We start from the raw sequence: 7,299 nt of genomic DNA on the forward strand, positions 1-7,299 counted from the left end.
TTTTGAAAATGATACCGAGAAATTCAAAAATACAGTGGATGAAATGTTTAGGCCACAGCCCAGAACTGTAGTAAACAAAACAGGACAGCCTAAAATTGTTATGCTGTTTTGGGGAATTATTATCTTGGCCGTTGCCCTATATTTCCTGATAAAGGAATTTATTTAAGCCATTTTTTTCCTTCCGGGACACTTTTTACATCTTTTCCCTTTCTTGAATTTTTTGCAGCACGATTTCTTTTCACAGAACATCTCTTCATTATTGAATGCATACACAGGTGCCAATGGCGGAACTTTAAATGGGACAATCATATTCATGCTGCAAATATATTAATTTAGAATAAATATAATTAATAAAATTTCATAAAATTCTTAAAACCTGATGAATAGCTGCTTTTAATCACCTGTATATCCTAAAATTAGAAAAGAAAGACGGATAAACATTTCACAATTTCAAAGGTTAAACTCATTTTTTTATTAAACTAAAGCTTAGATAAAAAGAATTACAGTAAAATGTGATGAACATGATTTGTATTTTACAATTTTACCTTCATTTTGAATTTTTTTATACCATTGAACTAATTTTTAATGATTATTTCACTATTTTATTAATAAGAAATAGGTGGAATTGTTAAGTATTATTTATAAAATCAATATAATTAGTGTTTAAAATAAATAAAACCTTAACTGGTGATTGGTAAAAGCGAATTGTGTTGTAATAACTGAACAGCTTAGTGAATTATCTATAGATTCAGACTGTTGTACAATCATGTAAAAAATTGTAATTTTACCCATCTTTTTACAAACAAAATCTAATAAATAAAAATGAATACAGAACAGTTTGTGAGCCGTCACATTTCCCTAAATGAAGCCGATAAACAGGCGATGTTGGAGAAACTTGGCGTTTCTAGTATTGAAGAGTTAATTTCTCAAACCATTCCTTCTTCTATCCGTTTAGAAAAAGATCTTGAGATCTCAGCACCGCTTTCGGAATACGAAATGCTAAATCACTCTAAGGAGTTGGCATCAAAAAATACTGATTATACAAGTTATATCGGTTTCGGATACCACAATACACTTTTGCCGTCAGCAATTCAGAGAAATATCTTCGAGAATCCTAGCTGGTATACTGCATATACTCCATATCAGGCTGAAATTGCACAGGGAAGACTGGAAGCTCTTCTTAATTTCCAGACTGTAGTATGTGATCTTACAGGTTTTGGCCTTGCTAATGCGTCTTTGTTAGATGAATCTACTGCTGCTGCTGAAGCAATGCATATGTTCTTCAACAACAGAACTAAAGATCAGAAGAAAGGAGAAGCTAACAAATTCTTTATCTCTGACCTTGTTTTGCCTCAAACAATCTCTGTATTGAAAACAAAGGCTGAAGGATTAGGAATTGAAGTTGTTATAGGAGACCACAAAACTCATGCATTTGATGCCTCTTATTATGGTGTTTTATTACAATATCCTGGTAAAAACGGAATTGTTCTGGATTATACAGAAAACATCGTAGAATATAAAAAATTAGATCTTCAGGTAGCAGTTGCTTGTGATCCAATGGCATTGGTGAAATTGAAATCACCGGCTGAAATGGGTGCTGATTGTGCAGTAGGTACTACACAGAGATTTGGTATTCCATTAGGATATGGAGGTCCTCACGCGGCATTCTTTGCTTGTAGAGAAGAATATAAAAGAGATATTCCAGGAAGAATCATCGGGGTTTCTCAGGATATGTACGGAAAACGTGCATTAAGAATGGCATTACAGACAAGAGAACAGCACATTAAGAGAGAAAAGGCAACTTCCAATATCTGTACTGCTCAGGTTCTTTTAGCTGTAATGGCTGGTATGTATGCGGTTTACCACGGACCAAAAGGATTAAACTATATTGCTGACCAAATCCACTTTAAAGCAAATGCTTTAAAAGGAGGTCTTGCCGCATTAGGATATCAGGTAGTAGAAGAGCCAATCTTCGATACTGTGAAAATCACAATGGCTGAAGAAGAAAAAGGAAGACTGATGAGAATGATGCAGGATCACAGACTTAACCTTAATTACTTCACTGAAGGAGTGGTAAGTGTTGCAATCAACGAAAGTACTACATTGGAAAAATTAAACTATCTGATGGCTTCTTTCGCTCAGTTCAAAGACAAGCAGACTTTCAAATTAGAAATCAAAGAAGGATACAGCATTCCTGAAGAAAACCTTAGAAAGGACCAGATTCTTACAGAAGAAGTATTCAATAAATACCATACGGAAACAGAATTAATGCGTTATATCAAGCGTCTTGAGAGAAAAGATTTATCATTGACTCACTCAATGATTTCTTTAGGATCTTGTACCATGAAGCTAAACGCAGCAACTGAAATGCTTCCACTTTCATGGGCAGATTGGGGTAGTGTACACCCATTTGTACCGGTAGATCAGGCTGGAGGATATCAGCAGATGATTGCAGAGCTTGAAAAAGACCTTGCAACAATCACAGGTTTCGCCGGAACTTCATTACAGCCGAACTCGGGAGCTCAGGGAGAATATGCGGGATTAATGGTCATCAGAGAATACCATATCTCAAGAGGAGACCACCACAGAAATGTAGTATTGATCCCTCAGTCTGCACACGGAACTAACCCAGCTTCTGCAGCTATGGCAGGGATGAAAATCGTAGTCGTTAAAAACCTTGAAAACGGGGAAATAGACTTCGAGGATCTTAAAGCTAAAACAGAATTACATTCAGCAAACCTATCTGCTGTAATGATTACTTATCCATCTACTTACGGATTCTTTGACGCTAACATCAAAGAAATTACAAACTTAATCCACGAACACGGAGGACAAGTTTATATGGATGGAGCAAACATGAACGCTCAGGTTGGATTTACAAGCCCAGGAAACATCGGAGCAGATGTTTGTCACTTAAATCTTCACAAAACTTTCGCAATTCCTCACGGTGGTGGAGGCCCTGGAGTAGGTCCAATCTGTGTGGCTAAACACTTAGTGCCATTCCTTCCTTCCAATGCAAACATTAAAATCGGTTCTAAAGAAGCTATTGATGGTATTTCTGCAGCACCTTACGGTTCAGGATTAATCCTAAACATTTCTTATGCTTACATTAAGATGTTAGGAACAGATGGATTGAAAAAAGCTACGGGTCACGCGATCATGAATGCTAATTACCTGAAAGAAATTTTAGCTGAGCATTTCCCAATCTTATATTCAAACGAAAACGGAAGAGTAGCTCACGAATGTATCGTAGACTTCCGTCAGTTCAAAGCTTTAGGAATTGAAGTGGCTGATGTTGCGAAGAGATTAATGGATTACGGTTTCCACGCTCCTACAGTTTCTTTCCCGGTTGCAGGAACATTAATGATTGAGCCTACAGAATCTGAAAGTAAGGCAGAAATTGACCGTTTTGCAGAAGCTTTAATCTCTATCAAGCAGGAAATCGATGAGATTGCTAACGGACAGGCAGATCCTGTAAATAACGTATTGAAAAACGCTCCTCACACAGAACAATTGGTGATCTCTGATTCTTGGGATAAACCATACAGCAGAGAAAAGGCAGCTTATCCTTTAGAGTGGGTAAGAGAGCACAAATTCTTCGCTTCTGTATCAAGAGTAGATGAAGCTTACGGAGACAGAAATTTAGTATGTACTTGTGAGCCGATTGAAGCTTATATGTAATCAGAATTTTTTCTAGATATAACAAATCCCTTTCAGTAATGAGAGGGATTTTTGTTTTTATTCATAGTCATTGCGAGCAAAGCGAAGCAATCTCTTTAACGCAAATGTCGCAAAGATTTTTTTGACAACTAATTGTTTCAATGTTCGCAAAGGCGTTTCACTCAGCAAAGCTTAAGTGATGGTTTTTCCGACAAATTCGGAGACTTGTACGGCCATTGTCATTGCGAGCGTAGCGAAGCAATCTCAAAGCACGGATGATTTTTTACTTGCTTTTAATCAGTCCTTCAAGCCTTGCCATCATATCATCCTTTTCCTTCAGCATTCTTTCATAAAGTACAATTTTCTCTTCATGTATTTTGAGAATGGCTTCTACAGGATTGAAGATAGGATTCGTATTATGGGCATTGAATATTGAACCATTATCTAAAGAAAAAGTATTAGCGATAATATTTACAGCCTGTTCTTCATCAAAATTCTGGAATGCTTCAACAGGAATTTTTAAAACTTCAGAGATTTTTTGAAGAAGGGGATCTTCAATAGTTTCTTTCTGTTCCAATAATGATATTTTCTTTTGGTTCCAGTCATCACCTAAATCCAATGCTAAAGCTTCCTGCTTAATACCCAGCATTTCTCTGAATCTTTTTACATTTCTTCCCTGATGTACTTTCTGTTCCATTTGTGGTTTTAATCTTATTTGATGGTTTATGATGAGTAAAGATAGAAAATTGTGGTGGATATTAAAATGTGGTGCTGAAGAATTGTACCAATTTTTTTAATTAAAACAAAAACCTCCCAAAAATTGAGAGGCTCTGTGTATTATGTATTCTGTTATCTTCTCTTATAGCTGTAAGCCACCAAAATGGCTACTCCCATAGTAAGCACGGTGATCATTGAAATGGTTTCAAGTGAGATTCCGCTTTTCATCTGTGTGTTTTCTTTTTCACAAGAATAAAAGAATAATACTGCCAATAAAAGACAGCCCGAAAGTAATTTTCTGATCATAATTGCATTTATTTGGTTATTAATGTTTTATAATCAAAAAGTATACCGATTTTGTAGACTAAATAAAAAACTGTTTTTAAGGAGGATTAATGAATAGATTCGGTAATAAATATCTTTATTTTCCTTCGTTCCAATAATAGCTGTCCGGGTAGATTCTTGTCCCAAATACAGCCGTTCCAACGCGTACAATGGTGGAGCCTTCTTCTATGGCGGCTTCAAGGTCTCCACTCATTCCCATGGAAAGTTCCTTCATTTCTACATTGGGAATATTTTCAAGAATAATTTCCTGCTGTAGATTTTTAAGGATTTTAAAACAGGACCTTACTTTTTCTGTTTCTGCACTGAATAATCCAATAGTCATTAAACCTTTTATTTTCAAGGTAGAGAAGTCTGCAACTTTTCTGGTAAGTTCAATTGCTTCATCAGGATGAACTCCAAATTTACTTTCCTCATTCGATGTATTGACCTGAATAAAAACTTCGAGAGTTCTGTTATCGGCTGAAAGTCTTTGATGCAGTTTTTCTGCCAGTTCCAGGCGATCCAGTGACTGTACGCAAGTTACATCATATTTCAGAATATCTTTGATTTTATTGGTTTGAAGATGGCCGATAAAGTGATTGTTGTGAGGTATTTCTTTTAGATCTTCATATTTCTCCTTCAGTTCCTGAACTTTATTTTCTGCAATCAAGGTTTGTCCGTTTTCCAGGGCGATCTTAATACGCTCTGCAGAAACGGTTTTAGTGGCTAGCAGAAGCTGAACTTCATCTGGGTTTCTTCCTGCTTTTTCACAGGCATTTTGAATCCGGTTGTTGATGATTTTCAGGTTGTGAAGGATATCTTCTTTCATGACTGGATGGTTTCTTTAGCTTCCAGCTTCTGAATTAAAGCTGTTTTTACGGCTGTTAAAGCATGGTCTTTGGCTTCCGCAAATGAAATAGAGTATTTTCTTTCAATCGCTCTCATATCTTCTGGAAACTGGCTAAGCAGAGTATCATAGAAGGTATCCAGAAATTCAGCAGAAGGCATTTCATAATTAATTCTAAGCTGGAAACGTCTCAAGAGGGCAGTGTCAATAATTTCAGGGTGATTGGTGGCACAAAGTAAAAGCGCGTTTTCGGGATAATAATCAATAAGCTGAAGTAACGTATTCACAAGTCTTCTCATTTCACCTACATCCTTATCATCGCTTCCCCTTGCTTTACCAATCTGATCCAGTTCATCAAGGAAAAGAACGGATCTTTCTCTGGCTGCTTTATCAAAGATCATTTTAATATTCTGAGAAGTCTCACCAATTCTGGAGGAAACAATATTGCTTAAATTTAATATGATAATGCTTTTTCCTAGAGCACTGGCAATGGCTTTTGCTGTCATTGTTTTTCCGCATCCTGAGCTTCCCTGAAGAAGAATCTTATGATTTACAGGAAGACCATATTCGTGCAATTCCTTGCTGTAAGTGTGTTCTTTAATCAGTTGTACGAGCTGATCTCTGTTGGCTTTATTGAGAAATATATCGTTAAGGTTTACCTGTTCTTTATCTTGAATAATGAGGTTATACAGATTCATGATGACTATTAATGGTTCTTGAATCTAACAAAGATAAGGCTTTATTAAATGTTGTTAAGCATCCTGAACAGGAATAAACAGCTAGTCCAGAGAAAGGAGTGGCAATTATTATGAGTAATGAGGTAGTTTTATGAATTGTTTGAATGTTTTTATTATTCCTTAAAAAAAATAAATCCGAACAGATGTCCGGATTTATCATTTGGATATTAAAATTTGTTATGAAACTAAGATCTTTTTGTTATGTTTTTGGGCCCTTTTACCCCATTGGTAAAAGAGCGTCCTGATTTCTCAGAGTAAAAACATAAAACAATATAATTAGTATAGTTTTGCTATAGGCTTATTGATTTTAATAATTAGTTTCTTTCTCTTCTTACTGTCATGAAATAAGATGAGAATACTACTAAACATGTTGCGATACCGATATAAGTTATCATTTTGTATTATTTTTAATTATTTGATTTTTTTTTATTAATCTTTCAATTGCAATATTACAGCTTTCAAATCACGTGCCAAAGCAAATCACTATGATGTATATCAGTATGTTATAGGTGTTTTGTTTAAAATTTAAGAGATTTTAAGGTTGTATTCTGTTAATGTGTTATTGTGAATTTATTAATATATTTATTGTTTTGTCTTTAAAAAAATGTAAAAATGTTAATTATTTGGAGGCTTATATATTGGACTTGATAAAACAAACAATAAATAATGCTGTGCATAACAGTGTTTCTGGATGATATTTTTACCTGTAAAATTTCAGTGAGAAAGTGATTTCTATAGTAAGAAAATTTATTTTTATTGGTGATTGTATTTTGAATTTTTATGTCTGTTGTCAGGCTCTATATCATTTTTGTTATGCCAAAATTGAAAATATATTTTCTATTGGTCAGTGTGATGATGTTAAAAAGATTTGAATGTTTAAGTTGTGAAGGAACTTTTGGGAACAGGGGAGAGGTTTTTATTATTTTTGCATAAATAATACTTTATGGGACGCAGTTATCTTTTTTTGGCTTTGGCTATTGTGTTTGAAATCATAGCCACTACTTTTCTGAAGAA

At 35.0% G+C, this 7,299-nt stretch carries 5 protein-coding genes; 1 reads left to right on the top strand and 4 read right to left on the bottom strand.

All coding sequences use genetic code 11. From position 1 onward, the window contains the following. Positions 1 to 822: 822 nt before the first annotated feature. Positions 823 to 3,681 carry an aminomethyl-transferring glycine dehydrogenase gene (gene gcvP, locus BBH99_RS06635; protein WP_066693670.1) on the top strand — a complete coding sequence of 953 codons (2,859 nt, stop codon included), beginning with the start codon at positions 823 to 825 and terminating at the stop codon, positions 3,679 to 3,681. A 262-nt stretch (positions 3,682 to 3,943) separates the two neighbouring features. Here the strand turns inward: gcvP and BBH99_RS06640 are convergent, their stop codons facing one another. From BBH99_RS06640 to BBH99_RS06650, 4 genes are all read right to left on the bottom strand, one after another. Beyond that, positions 3,944 to 4,357, bottom strand: a complete 414-nt coding sequence (locus tag BBH99_RS06640; RefSeq protein ID WP_066693673.1) for a helix-turn-helix domain-containing protein — start codon at positions 4,355 to 4,357, stop codon at positions 3,944 to 3,946. A 152-nt stretch (positions 4,358 to 4,509) separates the two neighbouring features. After that, positions 4,510 to 4,683: a hypothetical protein gene (locus BBH99_RS22330; RefSeq protein WP_164465367.1), complete on the bottom strand. Its 174-nt coding sequence runs from the start codon at positions 4,681 to 4,683 to the stop codon at positions 4,510 to 4,512. Between the two features lie 115 nt (positions 4,684 to 4,798). Continuing rightward, on the bottom strand, positions 4,799 to 5,530 hold the full coding sequence (locus BBH99_RS06645; protein WP_066693676.1) for a YggS family pyridoxal phosphate-dependent enzyme: 732 nt from the start codon (positions 5,528 to 5,530) through the stop codon (positions 4,799 to 4,801). After that, positions 5,527 to 6,246, bottom strand: a complete 720-nt coding sequence (locus BBH99_RS06650; RefSeq protein ID WP_066693678.1) for an AAA family ATPase — start codon at positions 6,244 to 6,246, stop codon at positions 5,527 to 5,529. The genes BBH99_RS06645 and BBH99_RS06650 overlap by 4 nt, the downstream gene beginning before the upstream one ends. Between the last annotated feature and the right edge of the window lie 1,053 nt (positions 6,247 to 7,299).

This window comes from Chryseobacterium contaminans, assembly GCF_001684955.1.
GTDB classification, from domain to species: Bacteria; Bacteroidota; Bacteroidia; order Flavobacteriales; family Weeksellaceae; genus Chryseobacterium; species Chryseobacterium contaminans.

What these genes read in the sequence shown, in the direction of transcription:
- BBH99_RS22330 (WP_164465367.1), bottom strand. Translation starts at nt 4,683, where the DNA reads ATGATCAGAAAATTACTTTCGGGCTGTCTTTTATTGGCAGTATTATTC.
- gcvP (WP_066693670.1), top strand. Translation starts at nt 823, where the DNA reads ATGAATACAGAACAGTTTGTGAGCCGTCACATTTCCCTAAATGAAGCC.
- BBH99_RS06650 (WP_066693678.1), bottom strand. Translation starts at nt 6,246, where the DNA reads ATGAATCTGTATAACCTCATTATTCAAGATAAAGAACAGGTAAACCTT.
- BBH99_RS06645 (WP_066693676.1), bottom strand. Translation starts at nt 5,530, where the DNA reads ATGAAAGAAGATATCCTTCACAACCTGAAAATCATCAACAACCGGATT.
- BBH99_RS06640 (WP_066693673.1), bottom strand. Translation starts at nt 4,357, where the DNA reads ATGGAACAGAAAGTACATCAGGGAAGAAATGTAAAAAGATTCAGAGAA.